Here is an 18,279-nt window from a genome sequence, read left to right as displayed (position 1 = left end):
CGTACCGGGCTGATCCGGATAATCGGGTAATTTCTGAGCAGTATCGCGCAATCAGGGCTGACGCCGACTCAGGACTTCCGGGAAACCGAATCGCTATTGGGTAACGAACGGCCAACGAACAGAAAACCAGCGGACAGCAAAAAGGGGCGCAAGCGCCCCTTTCTGTCTTTAGTGTCGTTCGCGTCTGACCTGAACGTCAGTCCTCCGGAACGGCCTTGGCGTGATCGCTGTTGGCGTAGATCTTGAACGGCTCCGAGTCGCCATTGATGACGCTCTCGTCGATCACGACCTTGCACACATCATGCTCGGACGGAATCTGGTACATGGTATCCAGCAGTGTCGCCTCGAGAATCGAGCGCAGACCACGGGCACCGGTCTTGCGTTCCATGGCTTTTCGCGCCACGGCCCGCAGGGCGTCCTCACGGAAGTCGAGTTCCACGTCTTCCATATCGAACAGCTTCTGATACTGCTTGGTCAGCGCGTTCTTGGGCTCGGTGAGGATCTGGATCAGCGCGTCTTCGTCCAGCTCGGTCAGCGTCGCCACGACCGGCAGACGACCGACAAACTCGGGGATCAGGCCATACTTGACCAAATCCTCGGTTTCCACATCCTTGATGATGTCGCCGGTGCTCTTGCGATCGTCCTCACTGACAACAGACGCCGAGAAACCAATACTGCTACGCTCGGAGCGCTCACGGATGACCTTATCCAGACCGGCAAATGCACCACCGCAGATAAACAGGATGTTGCCGGTATCGACCTGCAGGAATTCCTGCTGCGGATGCTTGCGCCCGCCCTGCGGCGGCACCGAAGCAACCGTGCCCTCGATCAGCTTGAGCAATGCCTGCTGCACACCCTCGCCGGACACGTCCCGGGTGATCGACGGGTTATCCGACTTGCGCGAAATCTTGTCGATCTCGTCGATGTAGACGATGCCTCGCTGGGCCTTGTCGACGTCGTAATCACATTTCTGCAGCAGTTTCTGAATAATATTCTCGACGTCCTCACCAACGTAACCGGCTTCCGTCAGCGTCGTCGCATCGGCGATGGTAAACGGGACATTCAGCATGCGCGCGAGCGTTTCGGCAAGCAGTGTCTTACCGCTACCGGTCGGACCAATCAGCAGGATATTGCTCTTGCCCAGCTCCACGTCGGCCTTGCCTTCGCCGTAGCGAAGCCGCTTGTAGTGGTTGTAGACCGCCACAGACAGCACAATCTTGGCGCGATCCTGGCCAATGACATACTGGTTCAATGTGTCGCGGATTTCCGCCGGGCTGGGCAGTCGGTCGCTCTGCTCTTCCTGGGCACTTTCCTGGATCTCTTCCCGGATGATGTCATTGCACAGGTCGACACACTCGTCGCAGATGAAAACCGAGGGCCCTGCAATGAGCTTGCGGACTTCATGCTGGCTCTTTCCGCAAAACGAGCAGTAGAGCAACTTGCCGTTATCGTCGCCCCTGCCGTTTCTGTCATCTGCCATTGAAATACCTCTGTCTTGGCTTTCGTGTTCACTGCCGGTAGCACGGGCGTCTTCGCCCTACTACCAACGTACGCCCGCGAGACGTCTTGCGATCACGGTAACTGAATTCAATTTACTGCAAACGGCGCCTGTGATCGCCCCGGCCAATTGCCCGCCAGGGCCGGCCCCAGGCCACCGAATCAGTATTATTTATTCGACACGCGTTTATCAAGTACGGAGTCGATCAGGCCATAATCCTTCGCCTGCTGCGGATCCATGAAGTTATCTCGATCCGTGTCGCGGGCGATGGTCTCCAGATCCTGGCCGGTGTGATGGGCCAACAGGCTGTTCAGGGTCTGACGGATCTTGAGAATCTCACGGGTGTGAATCTCGATATCCGTCGCCTGCCCCTGATAACCACCCAGCGGCTGGTGAATCATCACGCGGGAATTGGGCAGACAGGCGCGTTTGCCTTCGGCGCCGCCCGCCAGCAGGAATGCGCCCATGCTCGCTGCCTGGCCGACACACAGGGTGGCCACGTCCGGCTTGATGAACTGCATGGTGTCGTAGATCGACATACCCGCGGTGACCGAGCCGCCCGGGCTGTTGATGTACAGGTGAATGTCCTTGTCCGGGTTCTCGGACTCCAGGAACAGCAGCTGCGCGACGATCAGGTTCGCCATGTGGTCCTCGACCGGGCCAACCATGAAAATGACACGCTCCTTGAGAAGACGGGAGTAAATATCGAAAGAGCGTTCACCCCGAGCAGTCTGCTCGATAACAATCGGGACGAGACCGGAATTGGTCACCATGGTCGGGCCGTCGTACGGTTGTTGCGTCATGATGTGCCTGAACTCCTTAGCTATTTGAACGATCCAGTCAGTGGATATGGGGACACCTGACCGGAAGTCAACTGAGCGCGCTGCAAATCAGCCCCAGCGTCAATCATGTGTGTTCGGGGCCATCGTTCATCAAGCGCCCTGAATCCCGATCCCCAGATAAAAACAGCCGGCGATACCGGCTGTTCCGTAGTGTAGCCTAACGGTTTCAGGGCGCGATGTCCGCCCCAAAACCGCGGTCATTCGAAACGGTCGGTTAACCCTGTTGCTGGCCAGCCGCTACCGCTTCTTCGTACTTCATCTTCTTCTCTTTGACCTTGGCCTGCTCGAGGACATAGTCAACTACCGCGTCTTCCAGCACGACTGACTCGATCTGCGCCTTCTGCTGCGGGTTGCTGTTGTAATGCGCAATCACCTCGTCCGGGGTTTCGTAGGTGGAGGCGATTTCCTCGATCTTCTCGTCAACCTTGGCCGGTTCCGCTTTGATGTCGTTCTGACGGATCAGTTCCTGGAACAGCAGACCGGTCTTGACGCGACGCTTGGCCTGATCAGTGAACAGCTCGGCCGGCAACTGCTTGGGATCCATCTGCATCTGGCCGCCGAAGCGCTGGACGGCGTCCTGGCGCAGACGGTCGATTTCCTGGTCGATCAGCGCCTGCGGCACTTCGAAATCGTTGTTTTCAACCAGTCCCTCGACGACGTCGTTCTTCACCTTGTTCTGGACAGCTTGCTTCAGCTCGCGCTCCATGTTCTTGCGAACGTCTTCGCGGAAGCCTTCTTCGTCCTCGGCCTGAACGCCGAACTTCTCGAAGAATTCCTTGTTCAGTTCCGGCAGGATCGGCTCTTCAACGGTGTGAACCTTGATCTCGAACTTGGCTTCTTTACCGGCCAGTTCTTCGTTCTGGTAATCCTCAGGGAAGGTGACCTCAATCTCGAATTCTTCACCGGCCTTGCCGCCGACGATGGCTTTCTCGAAGCCCGGGATCATCTGACCGGAGCCCAGAGTCAGACGATGGTTTTCGGCCGAGCCGCCTTCGAACGCTTCACCGTCAACGAACCCCTTGAAGTCGATGGTCACAACGTCCTTGTTCTTGGACTTGCGCTTGACGGACTTCATTTCCGCCTGTTGACGACGCAGGTTGTCGATCATCTTCTCGACGTCTTTGTCGCCGACTTCCGCCTTGGGCTTCTCAACTTCAACCTTGCTCAGGTCGCTCAGTTCGATTTCCGGCAGCACTTCGAAAATCGCCACGAATTCCAGGTCTTTGCCTTCTTCCATGACTTTGGGCTCGAAACGCGGCCAGCCCGCCGGGGATACGTCTTTTTCTTCCAGCGCTTTGACATAGCTGTCGCGCATGACTTCGCTGACCACTTCCTGGCGAACACCCGCTCCAAAACGACGCTTGACGACGCTCAGCGGCACCTTACCCGGGCGAAAACCGTTCAGGCGAGCCGTGCGCGCGGTTTCCTGCAGACGCTTCTGGACAGCCTGATCAATTTCCTGAGCGGGCACACCAATCGTCATTCGACGCTCGATGTTGGACGTCGTTTCTACAGACACTTGCATGGAAGTTCCTCGAATTACCGGTTCAATGTGTTAATGAATACAGGCCAAGCGGAAAGACATCTTTATTGCATCGGGCCGCTTTTCGCTCGAACCTGCGAAACCTAAACGGCCATTTTACCATGCTTTTGGTGGCTGAGAGAATCGCCAAGCCGGTTGAGTTTGCACTTTCCGGCCGGACAGGCACACGAAAGACAGGGGGAGAGAAGAAAAGGGATGCAAAACCAGAATGGATAATGAAAGAGATGGTGCGAGAGGAGAGACTCGAACTCTCACGGGTTGCCCCACTGGAACCTAAATCCAGCGCGTCTACCAGTTCCGCCACTCTCGCCGACTCACTTCCGCCGACCCGCTACCGGACACACGAATGCGCTAAACGCTTCAAATCCAGTCTACAGGGGGGGGAGAACAACAAGGGAAAAGTGGGGTGGACGAAGGGGTTCGAACCCTCGACCGCAGGAGTCACAATCCTGAGCTCTACCAACTGAGCTACGTCCACCACATTGTACCGACCAATATTCTACATCAATATTCAGCCGTAAAATAGTGATAAAGAAGAACTTTATCAAACTTTGCTGCGGGGCTGGCATCGCCTGTCCAGCACATCACCTGCCGGGTAAATGGCGCGCCCGGTAGGACTCGAACCTACGACCCACGGCTTAGAAGGCCGTTGCTCTATCCAGCTGAGCTACGGGCGCTTGACCTTTCGCCCACCTGACTAGGCCAGGTTCTTCCGGGATTGGTCGGGGTAGAGAGATTCGAACTCCCGACATCCTGCTCCCAAAGCAGGCGCGCTACCAGACTGCGCTATACCCCGTTCCAGACGACCTGAACAACAGATGCCTCAGCAAAGTTGGCGCGCATATTACCCGCGGTTTGTCACCCCGTCAACACGAATTCGGCCGATATCCATTTCTTTTCCTTCGCGTTGGACGGAAAGCGGAACCGTGAGACAATGTCGCGCGCTTTTCCCGGGTCGTGCGCCCGCTTACCACAGACTCTTGCCCCTTTCCCCGGGCCGGAGCCAGAGGTAATGCATCGGGGACACTGCGACCCAACAGTCACTCCCGCAGACAGGAACTCCCCCTGCCTGCCAAGCAGATTATACACGCAATGACAGCAGAACTGATTGACGGAAAGAAAATCGCCGCCAAAGTGCGGGAAGATGTCGCTATCGGCGTCCAGGCCCGCGTAGACCAGGGCAAGCGCGCCCCCGGGCTCGCAGTCGTCCTCGTGGGAGAGGATCCCGCCTCCCAGGTCTACGTCGGCAACAAACGCAAAGCCTGTGACCAGGCCGGCATCGCTTCCCTATCCTATGACCTGCCGGCAGACACCACCCAGGAAGCCCTGGAATCCCTGATCGACGAGCTGAACGACAATCCGTCCGTCGACGGCATCCTGGTCCAACTGCCGCTGCCGAAGCACCTCGACGCCGACCCGATCCTGCTGAAGATCCGCCCCGACAAGGACGTGGACGGTTTCCACCCCTTTAACGTCGGCCGACTTGTACAACGCCTGCCGGAACTGCGCCCCTGCACGCCGGCGGGAATCATCACCCTGCTCGACTCCATTGGCACCCCCTACAAGGGACAGCACGCAGTGATCGTCGGGGCGTCCAACATCGTCGGTCGCCCGATGGCCATGGAACTGCTGCTTCGCGGCGCCACGGTGACCGTCACCCATCGCTTTACTGACGACCTGGAACGCTTCGTCAGTCAGGCGGATATCGTGATCGCCGCAGTCGGTAAGCCGGGGCTGGTCAAGGGCGAGTGGATCAAGCCAGGCGCTACCGTCATTGATGTGGGCATCAACCGTACCAGCGAGGGTAAGCTGATCGGCGACGTGGAGTTCGATGTGGCCGCCGAGCGCGCCGCCTACATCACACCGGTTCCCGGCGGCGTGGGCCCGATGACCATCGCCACTCTTCTGGAAAACACGCTGTACGCCGCCAACGAGCTGCACGACGACTGAAGCGCCGTAACAGCCGGTACGGATCGACGCACAACGCGACAGTCCGCGACAATAAAAAAACCCCGCCAGGAGCGGGGTTTTTTTATATCCGGCCGGTAAGACTACTGGCCGTACTTGGCTTTCGCCTTCAGACGATAGGCGTGCAGCAATGGCTCGGTATAACCGTTCGGCTGCTCGCGCCCTTTGAGGACCAGGTCGACCGCCGCCTGGAAGGCAACGCTGTCGTCGAAGTCCGGCGCCATGTTGCGGTATTCCGGATCGCCGGCGTTCTGGCGATCGACCACCGCCGCCATCCGCTTCATGGTTTCCATCACCTGCTCTTCACTGCAGATGCCGTGGTAGAGCCAGTTGCAGATGTGCTGGGAGGAGATGCGCAACGTGGCACGGTCTTCCATCAGCCCCACATCGTTGATGTCCGGGACTTTGGAGCAGCCGACACCCTGGTCGATCCAGCGCACCACGTATCCCAGGATGCCCTGGGCGTTGTTGTCCAGCTCCTGTTGAATATCATCCGCCGACAGGGACTGCGGATCGGCCATCAACGGCACCGTGAGGATGTCGTCCAGGCTGGCACGGGCACGCTGCTCAAGCTGGGTCTGGACGTCCGCCACGTTGACCTGATGGTAATGCAGGGCGTGCAGGGTCGCCGCAGTCGGTGACGGAACCCATGCGGTGTTGGCGCCCGCCTTCGGATGGCCAATCTTGGCCTCCATCATGGCCGCCATCTTGTCCGGCATGGCCCACATACCCTTGCCGATCTGGGCCACGCCCTTGAGGCCGGCTTCCAGCCCGATGTCGACGTTCCACTGCTCGTACGCCTGGATCCAGGCAGCACCCTTGATGTCGCCCTTGCGGATAACCGGGCCAGCTTCCATCGAGGTGTGGATTTCGTCACCGGTACGGTCCAGGAAGCCGGTGTTGATGAACACACAGCGTTCCTTGGCGGCTTCGATGCAGGACTTCAGGTTGACCGTGGTGCGGCGCTCCTCGTCCATGATGCCGACTTTCAGCGTAAAGCGCGGCAGGCCAAGCGCGTCTTCGACGCGGCCGAAGAACTCGTTGGTGAACGCCACCTCTTCCGGGCCGTGCATTTTCGGCTTGACGATGTAGACGCTGCCTGTGGTGGAGTTCTGCAGCGGACCGTCACCCTTGAGATCGTGAATCGCGACCAGGGATGTCACCAGACCATCGATCAGACCTTCCGGCACTTCATTGCCGTCCTTGTCGAGGATCGCGTTATTGGTCATCAGGTGGCCGACGTTACGAATGAACATCAGGCTGCGCCCTTTCAGCGACAGCTCGGAACCGTTGGCACCGGTGTACACCCGATCGCCGTGCATCTTACGGGTTACCTGCTGGCCGCCTTTCTCGAAGGATTCCTGCAGATCACCTTTCATCAGGCCCAGCCAGTTGCGATAGACAACCGTCTTGTCTTCGGCATCGACGGCGGCGATCGAGTCTTCGCAGTCCATGATCGTGGTCAGGGCCGACTCCATCAGCACGTCCTTGACGTGGGCGCCGTCGTCCTTGCCAATCGGGTGACTGGCATCGATCTGGATCTCGAAGTGCATGCCGTTCTTGACCAGCAGGATGCCGGTCGGCTCGCCAGCGGCGCCGGTGAAGCCCACGAAGCCGGCTTCGTCTTTCAGACCGGTGGTGTCACCGTTCTGCAGCTTGACGACCAGCTTGCCGCCTTCGACGGCGTACTTGGCGGCGTCCTTGTGGCTGCCCTGGGCCAGCGGCGCGGATGCGTCCAGAACGTTGCGGGCGTACTCGATCACCTGCGCACCACGCACCGGGTTATAGCCACGCCCTTTTTCGGCGCCGTCTTCCTCGGAGATGACGTCGGTTCCGTAGAGCGCATCGTACAGGCTGCCCCAGCGGGCGTTGGCCGCATTCAGCGCAAAGCGGGCGTTCATCACCGGAACCACCAGCTGCGGACCAGCCATGGTGGCGATCTCCGGATCCACGTTGGAGGTCGAAACCTTGAAGTCCGCCGGCTCGTCGACCAGGTAGCCGATGTCCTGGAGAAACGCCTTGTACTCGCCCATGTTGATCGGCTGACCTTTGCGCTCGGTGTACCAGGCGTCCATCTTCGCCTGGATATCGTCCCGCTTGGCCAACAACGCCTTGTTACGCGGCGCCAGCTCATGAACGATGGCGTCAAATTCAGACCAGAATTTGTCAGCATCAACACCGGTACCGGGAATCGCTTCGTTATTCACAAAGTCGTACAAGACTTTTGCGACCTGCAGGCCGCCGACTTGGACGCGTTCTGTCATCGTTATCGCCTCAGTGGTTTTCTGTGTGCCGGTGGGTGTCTTGCCGCCTCTTTGTGGGCGCTTTGATCACCCTGCTTTATGGGTCGCCGATAAACACACCGGCGACCTGTTACTGTTATTCGAGCGCGCTAGTGTAAGGGATAATACGGACAAAATCATGCACGGCGCCAGGAGGTTCCCTCACGGGAATCGTCCAGGATAACGCCCTGTTCCGCCAACTCATCCCGGATGCGGTCGGCTTCGGCAAAATCGCGATTACGCCGGGCTTCGGCGCGAGCTTCAATCAAAGCCTCGATGTCGTCAGCCGTCGGCCCTTCGCCGGCATCCGCCTGGAAAAACGCCTCAGGATCCTGCTGCAGAAGACCCAGGACATCACCCAGCCGAACCAGTACGCCGGCCAGCTCCGCCGCCTTCTGATCGTCACCATCGCGGCGCAGACGGTTGATCTCGGACGCCACGGCATGCAGTACCGTATTGGCGCCGGCGGTGTTGAAGTCATCGGCCATGGCAGCATGGAAACGCTCGTCGAACTCACCCTCGGGTGCATCCGCAACGGGCGCCAGGCCGCGCAGCGCCTGGTAGAGACGGCTCAGGGCACTGGACGCTTCAGCCAGGTTGTCCTCGGAATAATCCACCTGACTGCGGTAGTGGCTCGACACCAGGAAGTAACGGACCACCTCGGCCGGGTACTTCTCCAGGATTTCGCGGATGGTGAAGAAATTGCCCAGGGACTTGGACATCTTCTCCTTGTTCACGCGCACCGCGCCGGCGTGCATCCAGTAGTGCACATAGGGCTTGCCGGTCGCCGCTTCCGACTGGGCGATCTCGTTCTCGTGATGCGGGAACATCAGGTCCGGGCCCCCGCCGTGGATATCGAAGGTCTCACCCAGGCAGCAGGTGGACATGGCCGAGCACTCGATGTGCCAGCCCGGACGCCCCGCGCCCCAGGGAGACGGCCAACTGGCCTCGTCGTCACCGGCCGCCTTCCAGAGGGCAAAATCTGCCGGACTGCGCTTCACCTCGGAGACGTCCACGCGGGCCCCGGCCACCAGATCTTCCAGCTTTTTCTTGGACAGTTTGCCGTAGCCTTCGAACTGCTCCACCGCAAAGTAGACGTCACCGTTGTCGGCCGCGTAGGCGAAACCCTTGTCGATGAGAGTCTCGATCATGCGCAGCATGTCGTCGATGTGGCCAGTGGCGCGCGGCTCCTGATCCGGCGCCATCACGCCCAGCTTGCGCTCATCCTCATGCATGGCGTCGATCATGCGCTCGGTCAGCGCGGTGAACGCCTCGCCGTTTTCCTCCGCCCGGCGCAGGATCTTGTCGTCCACGTCGGTGATGTTGCGCACGTAGGTCACGTCGTATCCCTGGGCGCGCAGGTACCGGGTGATCACGTCGAACGCCACCAGTACCCGCGCGTGCCCCAGGTGACAGAAGTCATACACCGTCATGCCGCACACGTACATGCGCACCTTGCCGGGTTCCAGCGTCTTCAGGGGTTCCTTTTTCTGCGTCAGGGTGTTGTAGACTTCAATCACGTTGTCGGATTCCATGCTGTGGCAACTTACTTTTTGGCTTTGGCCCAGGAGTCACGCAGGGTGACCGTGCGGTTGAAAACGGGTCGATCGGTGCCGGAGCGCAGCTCGTCCAGGAAGAAATAACCTTCCCGCTCGAACTGGTACGGAATGTCGTTGCGCGCCTGCGCCAGGCTCTTCTCGACGCGCACCCCTTCCTGGACGACCAGGTTCTCGCTGTTGATGTGGGTGACGAAATCCACGTCCTTGTCGCTGTCCGGCGCCTCGTGGTTGAACAGGCGGTCGTACAGGTAGACGTCGGCCTCGACGCTGTCCTCCGCGGACACCCAGTGAATCACGCCATTGGGCTTGTAGCCTTCCGGATTCACACCGAGGGTGGCCGGATCGTATTCGCAGCGCAGCTCGACGATCTCGCCGCTGTCGTCACGCACGATGTCCTTGCAGGTCATGACGTAGCCGCCGCGCAGGCGCACCGCCTGATCCGGCGCCAGACGCTTCCACTTGCGCGGCGGCTCCTCGGCGAAATCCTCGCGGTCGATGTAGAGCGTGCGGGTCCAGGGCACCTCGCGGGTGCCCATTTCCGGGTCCTGCGGATGCACTGGCAGTGTCAGCGTCTCGCCCTCGCCTTCCGGGTAGTTGGTCAGCGTCACTTTAAGGGGACGCATCACGCACATGGCACGCGGCGCCCGAGCGTTCAGGTCCTCGCGGATCGCGTGTTCGAGCATGCCCACGTCGACGGTGCCGCCGGCCTTGTTGATACCGATCATGTCGCAGAAGCTGCGCAGCGACTGCGGCGTATAGCCGCGACGACGCATTCCGGAGATGGTCGGCATCCGCGGGTCGTCCCAGGACTCGACAAAGCCTTCATCCACCAGCCGCTTGAGCTTGCGCTTACTGGTGATGGTGTAGTTCAGGTTGAGCCGCGCGAACTCGATCTGGCGCGGCTTGCACGGCGCCGAGATGTTGTCGATCACCCAATCGTAGAGCGGACGATGGTCCTCGAATTCCAGGGTGCACAGCGAGTGGGTCACGCCTTCCATCGCATCCGAGATCGGATGGGTGAAATCGTACATCGGGTAGATGCACCACGTGTCCCCGGTCTGGTGATGGGACGCGTAGCGAATCCGGTACAGGATCGGATCGCGCAGGTTGATGTTCGGCGACGCCATGTCGATCTTGGCACGCAGCACCAAGGAACCGCCCTCGTGCTTGCCGTCACGCATCTCCCGGAACAGGCGCAGGTTGTCCTCGATCGGGCGGTCCCGGTGCGGGCTGTCGCGCCCCGGCTCCTTGAGGGACCCACGATACTCGTTCATTTCCTCGGCGGTCAGCTCGCAGACGTAGGCCTTGCCCTTCTCGATCAACTCGACGGCGAAGTCGTAGATGGCGTCGAAATAGTCGGACGCAAAGCGCACATCACCTTCCCACTCGCAGCCCAGCCAGCTGACATCGCGCGTGATGGCATCGATGTATTCCTGGGACTCTTTCTCGGGGTTGGTATCGTCAAAGCGCAGTGTACATTGCCCGTCAAATGTTTCGGCAATGCCGAAATTCAGGCAGATGGATTTGGCGTGGCCGATGTGCAGATATCCATTGGGCTCGGGCGGGAACCGCGTCACCACCTTGCCCTGATGCTGACCGCTGGCAATGGCTTCTTCGATCAGGTTCTGGATAAAGTTGTTGGCTTTTCGGGATTCTGCGCTCATAGATACTCTGAATTGGTGGTCGATGGAAAACCGCTATTATACGCATAGATGACGCTGCATCTCATGCATCCGCCGCCATGCTCGCGTACAATTTGCCTTAAGTTAAAATGACAATCCGGTGCGGGACGCCCAATGCGCCCGGGTGCACCACATGACTGACCGCTATATACAGGAAATCCCGATGATTCTGCTGAAAACCAACCACGGTGACATCAAGATTGAACTGGACCACGACAAGGCCCCCAACACCGCGGCGAACTTCGAACAGTACGTTCGCGACGGCTTTTACGACGGCCTGATCTTCCACCGTGTGATCGGCAACTTCATGGTTCAGGGCGGCGGCTTCGAACCGGGCATGGTACCCCGCAAGACCCGCGACTCGATTCGCAACGAAGCCAACAATGGCCTGAGCAACATGATCGGCGCCGTCTCCATGGCCCGTACCATGGATCCGCATTCCGCCACCGCGCAGTTCTTCATCAACGTGGAGAACAACGGCTTCCTCGACCACACCGCGGAAACCGCCGAAGGCTGGGGCTACTGCGTGTTCGGAAAAGTCGTCGAAGGCATGGAGACCGTAAACAGCATCCGCGCCGTGCGCACCACCATGCGCCAGGGACACCAGGACGTTCCGGCCGAAGACGTGGTCATCGAATCCGCCCAGGTCCTGGAGGACGGAGACGCAGCGTGACCACGCTATTCATTTCAGACCTGCACCTGGAAGAAGAGCGTCGGGACATCACCGACGCCTTCCTCGGCTTCCTGAAAGACAGGGCCATCCACGCCGAAACCCTCTACATTCTCGGGGATTTCTTCGAGGCCTGGATCGGTGATGACGAGCGGACGCCGCTGCAGGAAGAAGTCGCCAGCGCCCTGCGCGAGGTGACCGACGCCGGCGTCAAGCTGTTCCTGATGCACGGCAACCGGGACTTCCTGATCGGCGAGGACTACTGCGACCGGGTCGGCGGCACCCTGCTGGACGATCCGACGGTGGTGGACCTCTACGGCACCCCCACCCTGCTGATGCACGGCGACAGCCTCTGCACCGCGGACGTGGAGTACCAGAAGTTCCGAGCCAACATGCGCAACCGGCAGTGGCAGGCCATGTTCCTGCAGCGCCCGCTGGAAGACCGGCAACTGGTCGCGCGCCAGCTGCGCGAGATGAGCATGGCCAAGAACCAGGGCAAGAAGGAAGACATCATGGATGTCACGCCAGACGAAGTGGTCCGCGTCATGGAGGAGCACGGCGTGCAGCGCCTGATCCACGGTCACACCCACCGCCCGGCGATTCATGACCTGCAGGCCAGTGGCCAGCCGGCCAAGCGCTATGTACTGGGTGACTGGGATTCCCATGTGTGGTGGATAGAAGTCGGCCCGAATCAGGCGCCGGAACTCAAGAAGGAAGCCTTCCGCTGATTCTGCGCCTCACGCAGGCACAAAAAAGGGACCGCTAAGGTCCCTTTTCTATTAAGCCAAGCCTCAGTCACTAGCGCTCGACGAAGGCCCGCTCGATAACGTAGTGACCAAGATCACCCTGGCGCGCTTCCTCGAAGCCCTGGGCATCCAGGATGGCGCAGGTGTCTTTGAGCATGCTCGGGCTGCCGCAGATCATGAAGCGGTCGTCTTCCTTGTTGAAGGCCGGCAGACCCAGATCGGACATGAGCTTGCCGCTTTCCATCAGGTCCGTCAGACGCCCCTGGTTGCGGAAGTCTTCGCGGGTGACCGTCGGGTAATAAAGCAGCTTGCCCTGCACCATTTCGCCGAAGTACTCGTTGTCCGGCAGGCTGCTGATCTCGTCCTGGTAGGCCAATTCGGAGACGTAGCGCACGCCGTGGGTCACGATGACCTTATCGAAGCGCTCGTAGACTTCCGGATCCTTGATGATGCTCAGGAACGGCGCCAGGCCGGTGCCGGTGCTGATCAGGTACAGGTTACGACCCGGCAGCAGGTGATCCACCACCAGTGTGCCGGTCGGCTTGCGGCTGACCAGGATCTCATCACCCACCTCGATTTTCTGCAGCTTGGAGGTCAGCGGGCCATCGGGCACCTTGATGGAGAAGAACTCCAGCTCTTCTTCATAGTTGGCGCTGGCGATGCTGTAGGCGCGCATCAGCGGCTTACCTTCCTGCTCCAGACCGATCATGATGAAGTGACCGTTCTTGAAGCGGAAACCGGGATCCCGACTGGTCGTAAAGCTGAACAGTGTGTCGTTCCAATGGCGGACGCTGGTAACCGTCTCACGATTCATATTGCTCATAACGATCTCTTTCCCGAAGCAGCAAATTCTGGGTTAGGTGTTTGCTCAGGCTGAACGCTCAGCCGAGGCCTAAAGTTGAGCACAGCTTACCTCAGGCGTAACCTATCGACAAAATGGGATATTTTCATAACCTTATTCGGATTAATCGATAATGCGCTACACCTTCCGACAACTCGAGGTTTTTCTGGCCGCCGCCAACACCCAGAACATCACGCGGGCCGCGGAATCCCTGGCCATGTCCCAGTCCGCGGCCAGCAGTGCGCTCAAGGAACTGGAGTCACAGTTCGAGATCCAGCTGTTTGATCGTATCGGTAAACGCTTACAGCTCAATGAGCTCGGACGCCTGTTCCGCCCGCAGGTGGAAGCCCTGCTGTCCCAGGCGCGGGAACTGGAACTCTCGCTCAACCGGCATACCGAGGTGGGCGCCCTCAAGGTGGGCGCCACCCTGACCATCGGCAACTACCTGGCCGTCGGCGTGATGGCCCGCTACATGAAAGCGCAGCCCCACGCCAAAGTGTCCCTGGAAGTGGCGAACACCAGCACCGTGGCGCGCCGGGTCCGGGATTTCGAACTGGACATCGGGCTGATCGAAGGGGAGCTGCAATCGGACGAGCTGGAAGTCATTCCCTGGCGACCGGACGAGCTGGTGGTGTTCTGCTCGCCGGATCATCCGCTGGCCCAATCTCCCAATCTCAGCGACCGCGAGCTGGTTGATGCCACCTGGATCATGCGCGAACCGGGCTCCGGCACGCGGCAAACCTTCGAGCGGGGCATGCACGGCATCCTGCCCGACCTGAACATCCTGCTGGAGCTCGAACACACCGAGGCCATCAAGCGCGCGGTGGAGGCCAACCTGGGCATCGGCTGCCTGTCCCGTGTCTGCCTGGCCGACGCCTTCCGGCGTGGCAGCCTGATCCCCCTGGCGGTGCCCGACTACCGCAAGTTCGACCGCCAGTTCTACTTCATCCTGCACCGGCAGAAATACCGCAGTGCCGGCATCGGCCGCTGGATCGAGCTCTGCCGTGCGTTGTAGACGCCGAAAAATATTCCTATAAAGGTCATTGGAACGCTTAAACGTTCTCAGGCGCCGCCCACCGGACCGCTGTGAAAGCGGAACTCGGTATCCGGCTGTTCAATCAGGTCTTTCTCAATGGCCAGAAAGGTGGCCACGCGATCATCGATGGGCCCGCCCGCCGCCTGGGCGGCCAACTTCAGGTAATCCTGGTAGTGACGTGCCTCGGATTTGAGTAGGCTGGAGTAGAACTCAGACAAACGCTCGTCCAGATGGGGCGCCAGCGCGGCAAATCGCTCGCAGGAGCGCGCCTCGATGATGGCGCCAACGATCAGCACATCCACCAGACGCCCCGGATCCTCGGAACGCACTTCCTTGCGCAACCCCGCGGCATAGCGCGCCGGGGTCAGGTGGTCGTAGGTCACCCCGCGTTTCTTCATGATCGCCAGCACCTGCTCGAAGTGCCGCAGCTCTTCCCGCGCCAGCCGGGACATCTTATTGAGCAGGTCCGTGTTGTCGACGTAGCGGTACATGAGACTCAGCGCCGTCGACGCGGCCTTCTTTTCGCAATGGGCGTGATCGATCAGCATCAGCTCCGGGTTGTCCAGGGCGTCAGCGATCCACTGATCGGGCGTGCGACAGGGCAGGAATTGATGAATTTCGTCGAGGGCAGCTTGCATGAATTCGGGTACTCCAGCGATTTCGCGGCGCATTATACACAAATGGCCTTTCGGGTCTGGATGACCTGCCGCGCACGGGCCATCTTAACTTTATGAGGGATTTCCGCTAGAATTCCCGGCCGGAACCGAGCCCGGGGAACCAATGATGATTCCCTAATCACCAATAATCCCTGCTCGATACAGGAGCCACTGAATAAGTAACTTGTCCCTTTCTTCAGCGCCGCGCGGGCTTTTGGAGAGAGCGTAATCTATTTATTCAGTGCCTCCTTGTCGCCCGGCAGGGCATCCAACTGATGAGGGTCTTACCGTGTTAGAAGAGTATCGCAAACACGTTGAAGAACGCGCGGCGCTGGGCATTCCTCCCAAGCCTCTGAATGCCGAGCAGACTGCTGCTCTGGTTGAACTCCTGAAAAACCCGCCCGCCGGCGAGGAAGAAACGCTGGTTTACCTGCTGGAAAACCGCATTCCGCCGGGCGTGGACGAAGCCGCCTACGTCAAGGCCGCTTTCCTGACGGCCATCGTCAAAGACGAAGCCTCTTCCCCGCTGCTGAGCAAGGAAAAGGCCGTCGAGCTGCTGGGCATGATGCAGGGTGGCTACAACATCGCCACACTGGTCGAGCTGCTGGACAACGCTGACCTGGCCGAACTGGCCGGTGAGAAGCTGAAGAAAACCCTGCTGATGTTCGACGCGTTCAACGACGTGAAGGACCGGATGGACGCCGGCAACGCCGTGGCCAAGTCCGTCATCGAATCCTGGGCCAACGCCGAGTGGTTCACCAGCAAGAAGAAAGTACCTGAAAGCATCAAGATGGTCGTGTTCAAGGTGACCGGTGAAACCAACACCGATGACCTGTCCCCGGCCCCGGATGCCTGGTCCCGCCCGGACATCCCGCTGCACGCCCGCGCCATGTACAAGATGGAGCGTGACGGCCTGACCCCGGAAGAGCCCGGCGTGACCGGTCCGATCAAGCAGATCGAGGACATCCAGTCCAAAGGCCTGCCGGTTGCCTTCGTCGGCGACGTCGTGGGCACCGGTTCCTCCCGTAAGTCCGGTACCAACTCGGTACTGTGGTACTTCGGCGAAGACATCCCGGGCGTGCCGAACAAGCGTGCCGGTGGTGTCTGTATCGGTAACAAGGTGGCTCCGATCTTCTTCAACACCATGGAAGACGCCGGCGCCCTGGTTTTCGAGGCTCCGGTCGACGACATGAACATGGGCGACGTCATCGACATCCGCCCGTACGAAGGCAAGATCCTGAACGAAGCCGGTGAGACCATCTCCGAGTTCGGCTTCAAGTCCGAAGTGATCCTGGACGAAGTTCAGGCCGGCGGTCGTATCCCGCTGATCATCGGTCGCGGTCTGACCAACAAGGCCCGCGAAGCACTGGGGCTGGGCGCTACGGACACCTTCCGTCTGCCGAAAGATCCGGAAGCCGGCACCAAGGGCTTCACCCTGGCCCAGAAGATGGTCGGCAAGGCCTGCGGCCTGGAAGAAGGCAAAGGCGTCCGTCCGGGCACCTACTGCGAGCCGGAAATGACCACCGTCGGCTCCCAGGACACCACCGGCCCGATGACCCGGGACGAGCTGAAAGACCTGGCCTGCCTGGGCTTCCAGTCTGACTTGGTCATGCAGTCCTTCTGTCACACCGCGGCCTATCCGAAGCCGGTCGACGTGGAAATGCAGCACACCATGCCGGACTTCATCCAGACCCGTGGCGGTGTCGCCCTGCGTCCGGGTGACGGCATCATCCACTCCTGGCTGAACCGCATGCTGCTGCCGGACACCGTCGGTACCGGTGGTGACTCCCACACCCGTTTCCCGATGGGCATCTCCTTCCCGGCCGGTTCCGGCCTGGTGGCGTTTGCCGCGGCGACCGGCGTGATGCCGCTGGACATGCCGGAATCCGTTCTGGTTCGTTTCAAGGGCGAAATGCAGCCGGGCATCACCCTGCGTGACCTGGTCCACGCCATTCCGCTCTACGGCATCAAGCAAGGCATGCTGACCGTCGAGAAGAAAGGCAAGATCAACGAGTTCTCCGGTCGTATCCTGGAGATCGAAGGTCTGGAGCACCTGACCGTCGAGCAGGCGTTCGAGCTGTCTGACGCCTCCGCCGAGCGTTCCGCGGCCGGTTGTACCATCAACCTGTCCGAAGACTCCGTGGCCGAGTACCTGCGCTCCAACATCGTTATGCTGCGCTGGATGATTGCCGAAGGTTACGGCGATCCGCGGACCCTGGAGCGTCGTGCCCAGAAGATGGAAGAGTGGCTGGCCAACCCGAGCCTGATGCGCGCCGACAAGGACGCCGAGTACTCTCACGTCATCGAGATCGACCTGGCCGACATCAAGGAGCCGATCGTCTGCTGCCCGAACGACCCGGACGACGCCAAGGTGCTGTCCGACGTCGCCGGCGACAAGGTGGACGAAGTGTTCATCGGTTCCTGCATGACCAACATCGGTCACTTCCGGGCCGCGGGTAAGCTGCTGGAGCAACACAAGGGCGCCCTGAGCACCCGTCTGTGGATGTCTCCGCCGACCAAGATGGACCAGGAGCAGCTGATGGAAGAAGGCTACTTCAACACCTACGGCACCGCCGGTGTGCGCACCGAGATGCCGGGCTGCTCCCTGTGCATGGGTAACCAGGCGCGGGTCGCACCGAAGTCCACGGTCCTGTCCACCTCCACCCGTAACTTCCCGAACCGCCTCGGTGATGGTGCCAACGTGTACCTGACCTCCGCCGAGCTGGCCGCGGTGGGTGCGGTACTGGGCAAACTCCCCTCTCCGGAGGAATACATGGAGTACGCCAAGGACCTGAACAGCATGTCGAAAGAGATCTATCGCTATCTCAACTTCGACCAGATGGAGAACTACACCAAGAAGGCCGCCGAAGCCACCGTGGCTTGAGCCTGAACGGATAGCTCCATGGGCCCAGGCCCCGGAAAACGCCAGCTCCCCGAGCTGGCGTTTTTTGTTTCT

Annotated in this window: 13 protein-coding genes and 4 tRNA genes; 5 read left to right on the top strand and 12 right to left on the bottom strand. The window is 60.1% G+C overall.

Going from position 1 to position 18,279, the window contains the following annotated elements:
- Window positions 1-196 precede the first annotated feature (196 nt).
- The 7 genes from clpX to DKK67_RS08245 form a co-directional block, all read right to left on the bottom strand.
- Window positions 197-1,480: an ATP-dependent Clp protease ATP-binding subunit ClpX gene (clpX, locus tag DKK67_RS08275; protein WP_111495895.1), complete on the bottom strand. Its 1,284-nt coding sequence runs from the start codon at window positions 1,478-1,480 to the stop codon at window positions 197-199.
- 185 nt (window positions 1,481-1,665) lie between these two features.
- Entirely contained in the window at window positions 1,666-2,301 is a 636-nt protein-coding gene (clpP, locus tag DKK67_RS08270; protein WP_111495894.1) for an ATP-dependent Clp endopeptidase proteolytic subunit ClpP, read from the bottom strand.
- A 253-nt stretch (window positions 2,302-2,554) separates the two neighbouring features.
- Complete coding sequence (gene tig / locus DKK67_RS08265; protein WP_111495893.1) at window positions 2,555-3,865, bottom strand: trigger factor; 1,311 nt, start codon at window positions 3,863-3,865, stop codon at window positions 2,555-2,557.
- A 243-nt stretch (window positions 3,866-4,108) separates the two neighbouring features.
- A tRNA-Leu gene (locus DKK67_RS08260) sits at window positions 4,109-4,193 on the bottom strand.
- Window positions 4,194-4,285: 92 nt separating this feature from the next.
- A tRNA-His gene (locus DKK67_RS08255) sits at window positions 4,286-4,361 on the bottom strand.
- A 122-nt stretch (window positions 4,362-4,483) separates the two neighbouring features.
- Window positions 4,484-4,560 (bottom strand) — tRNA-Arg (locus DKK67_RS08250).
- 42 nt (window positions 4,561-4,602) lie between these two features.
- A tRNA-Pro gene (locus tag DKK67_RS08245) sits at window positions 4,603-4,679 on the bottom strand.
- A 296-nt stretch (window positions 4,680-4,975) separates the two neighbouring features.
- On the opposite strand from DKK67_RS08245, the gene folD reads away from it, so the two are divergent.
- Entirely contained in the window at window positions 4,976-5,833 is an 858-nt protein-coding gene (gene folD, locus DKK67_RS08240; RefSeq protein WP_111495892.1) for a bifunctional methylenetetrahydrofolate dehydrogenase/methenyltetrahydrofolate cyclohydrolase FolD, read from the top strand.
- A 101-nt stretch (window positions 5,834-5,934) separates the two neighbouring features.
- On the opposite strand, the gene DKK67_RS08235 is transcribed toward folD, so the two are convergent.
- The 3 genes from DKK67_RS08235 to DKK67_RS08225 form a co-directional block, all read right to left on the bottom strand.
- Window positions 5,935-8,115: a malate synthase G gene (locus DKK67_RS08235; protein WP_111495891.1), complete on the bottom strand. Its 2,181-nt coding sequence runs from the start codon at window positions 8,113-8,115 to the stop codon at window positions 5,935-5,937.
- Between the two features lie 155 nt (window positions 8,116-8,270).
- Window positions 8,271-9,668 carry a cysteine--tRNA ligase gene (gene cysS, locus DKK67_RS08230; protein WP_228160545.1) on the bottom strand — a complete coding sequence of 466 codons (1,398 nt, stop codon included), beginning with the start codon at window positions 9,666-9,668 and terminating at the stop codon, window positions 8,271-8,273.
- An 11-nt stretch (window positions 9,669-9,679) separates the two neighbouring features.
- Window positions 9,680-11,356 carry a glutamine--tRNA ligase/YqeY domain fusion protein gene (locus tag DKK67_RS08225; RefSeq protein ID WP_111495890.1) on the bottom strand — a complete coding sequence of 559 codons (1,677 nt, stop codon included), beginning with the start codon at window positions 11,354-11,356 and terminating at the stop codon, window positions 9,680-9,682.
- Between the two features lie 181 nt (window positions 11,357-11,537).
- Here DKK67_RS08225 and DKK67_RS08220 point away from each other — a divergent pair, with 181 nt between their 5' ends.
- Complete coding sequence (locus DKK67_RS08220) at window positions 11,538-12,047, top strand: peptidylprolyl isomerase (RefSeq protein ID WP_111495889.1); 510 nt, start codon at window positions 11,538-11,540, stop codon at window positions 12,045-12,047.
- The gene (locus DKK67_RS08215; RefSeq protein ID WP_111495888.1) at window positions 12,044-12,772 is read left to right on the top strand and encodes a UDP-2,3-diacylglucosamine diphosphatase; all 729 of its coding nucleotides are present in this window, start codon (window positions 12,044-12,046) and stop codon (window positions 12,770-12,772) included. Before DKK67_RS08220 ends, DKK67_RS08215 begins: the two co-directional genes overlap by 4 nt.
- 70 nt (window positions 12,773-12,842) lie before the next feature.
- On the opposite strand, the gene DKK67_RS08210 is transcribed toward DKK67_RS08215, so the two are convergent.
- On the bottom strand, window positions 12,843-13,613 hold the full coding sequence (locus tag DKK67_RS08210) for a ferredoxin--NADP reductase (protein ID WP_111495887.1): 771 nt from the start codon (window positions 13,611-13,613) through the stop codon (window positions 12,843-12,845).
- A 151-nt stretch (window positions 13,614-13,764) separates the two neighbouring features.
- Between DKK67_RS08210 and DKK67_RS08205 the strand changes: the two genes are divergently transcribed.
- The gene (locus tag DKK67_RS08205) at window positions 13,765-14,646 is read left to right on the top strand and encodes a LysR family transcriptional regulator (protein WP_111495886.1); all 882 of its coding nucleotides are present in this window, start codon (window positions 13,765-13,767) and stop codon (window positions 14,644-14,646) included.
- A gap of 47 nt (window positions 14,647-14,693) precedes the next feature.
- Here the strand turns inward: DKK67_RS08205 and miaE are convergent, their stop codons facing one another.
- Window positions 14,694-15,305, bottom strand: coding sequence for a tRNA-(ms[2]io[6]A)-hydroxylase (miaE, locus tag DKK67_RS08200; protein ID WP_111495885.1), 612 nt, complete (start codon window positions 15,303-15,305; stop codon window positions 14,694-14,696).
- 307 nt (window positions 15,306-15,612) lie between these two features.
- Between miaE and DKK67_RS08195 the strand changes: the two genes are divergently transcribed.
- Window positions 15,613-18,207, top strand: a complete 2,595-nt coding sequence (locus DKK67_RS08195; RefSeq protein WP_111495884.1) for a bifunctional aconitate hydratase 2/2-methylisocitrate dehydratase — start codon at window positions 15,613-15,615, stop codon at window positions 18,205-18,207.
- Window positions 18,208-18,279 lie beyond the last annotated feature (72 nt).

Origin of the sequence: Marinobacter bohaiensis (genome assembly GCF_003258515.1) — a bacterium.
GTDB lineage: Bacteria > Pseudomonadota > Gammaproteobacteria > Pseudomonadales > Oleiphilaceae > Marinobacter_A > Marinobacter_A bohaiensis.
This window is presented reverse-complemented; position numbering and strand designations above follow the sequence as displayed.